The 1,623-nt window shown below is 74.1% G+C and carries 1 protein-coding gene; it reads right to left on the bottom strand.

From position 1 onward, the window contains the following. On the bottom strand, positions 1–1,317 hold a 1,317-nt coding region (locus HF577_RS37150; RefSeq protein WP_169400677.1), incomplete at its 3' end, for an Hsp70 family protein. Positions 1,318–1,623: the final 306 nt, after the last annotated feature.

The raw sequence follows: 1,623 nt of genomic DNA, 5'->3' as shown, positions 1-1,623 counted from the left end.
GGCCGGCGGACCGGCGGGACCGCCCGGTCCCCCGTGGGCCACGGGCTGCGGCGGCTGTTCCGGGACGAGAGGCGGCGGTGCGCTGCGCTGCGCCGGCACGCCGACCGGCGGTGGTGGGCCGGTGGAGCTGCGGGCGCCCGTCGGCCCGGCGTGGACGGCGACGGATCCACCCCCGGCGGGCTCGCCGCCGCGTCCGCCTCGGGGGCCGGGAATGGTGGCCGGTCCGGCGGGCGGCGCGCCGCCCGCGGCGGTGACCGCGCCCGCTCTGGCGAGGGTGGCGGCACCGAGCGCCACGGCGTACTTCGGGTGGGCGTCGACCACGGTGGGGCGGCCCAGCTCCTCGGAGATCATCCGCGAGACCAGCGGGATCCGGGAGGAGCCGCCGACGAGCAGTACCGCCGACAGCCCGTTCTGGTCGATCTGGGCCGAGCGCAGCGTGCGGATCAGCGTGCCGATGGTCGACTCGATCGGAGCGCGGATCATGTCCTCGAAGTCGTCGCGGCTGAGGCGGACGTCGAAGTGGCGGTGGGGCAGGAAGACCGGGATGGTCGTCTCGGTGTCGACCGAGAGGGCCTCCTTGGCCAGCACGCAGTCCTGACGGAGCCGGGCGAGCGCGATGGCGGTCTGGGAGTCGCTCATGTCGAGCTCGGACAGCGCGCCGTTGGAGGCGTAGTTGACGTAGGACAGGATCGCCTCGTCGAAGTCGACGCCCCCGAGGCGCTCGATGCCCTCCGGGATGCCCAGGATCTCGATGCCGCTGGGATGTTTGCGCAGCACCGTGGCGTCGAACGTGCCGCCGCCCAGGTCGTACACCGCGATGATCTCGCCGTCGGTGAGGTGCCGCGAGGCCGCGTAGTGCGCGGCGGCGGCCTCGGGCTCGGTGACCGTGCGCGGTGCGGTCAGCCCCGCGACCTGCGGCACCTCGTCGAACAGCTCCCGGCGGAACGGGCCCCAGTTCGCCGGGTGGGTGAGCACGACGCTGTCGGGCTTGGTGCCCTCGGTCTCGGTGACCCGGGTGACGACGTCGTGCAGCAGGGTCCCGAGCAGGGTGGTGACCGGGTACGGGGTGCCGCCGAGGACCACGGGGGTGGGGTCGCCGAGGCGGCGCTTGAACTCGCGGCCGATCCGGTCGGGGCTGCTGACGGCGCGGCGGCCCGCGGCGTCGCCGGAGACGAGGGTGCCGTCCTCACGCAGGTACACCACCGCCGGGGTGACCACGGTGCGGTCCCCCAGCGTGAACATCTCGACTCGGGACTCGTTGGCGATCGCGGCAGCGACGAACGTCGTGCCGAGGTCCACTCCGAGGTTGTAACCCACGTCGCCTCCTGGGAGTCGGAACCGTACCCGCGGCAGGGCCTGTGTGGTACGGCGACTCACGATCGGACGAGGACTGGGTCGGCATTCGCTCGCGGGGTGTTACCCGTTTGCCGCAACTGGCGCGTGGTGCCGGCACCGCAGAGCGGGGGAGAACCCTACCCGGGGTGGGGCGCACCCCATTCCCGGCGACCCGCGGGCGCCGCACGATACGACGATGATGCTCGAGCCGGCGCAGTGCGCAGGCGACGCTCCCCGCACCGCCCCCGAGCGGGGCACGCCCGAGAAGCCGTCTCCCACCCCACGGCC

Source organism: Pseudonocardia xinjiangensis, from assembly GCF_012911925.1.
In the GTDB taxonomy this organism is placed as follows: domain Bacteria; phylum Actinomycetota; class Actinomycetes; order Mycobacteriales; family Pseudonocardiaceae; genus Pseudonocardia; species Pseudonocardia xinjiangensis.
The sequence above is the reverse complement of the archived record's forward strand: the minus strand, read 5'-3'. Positions and strand labels throughout refer to the sequence as shown.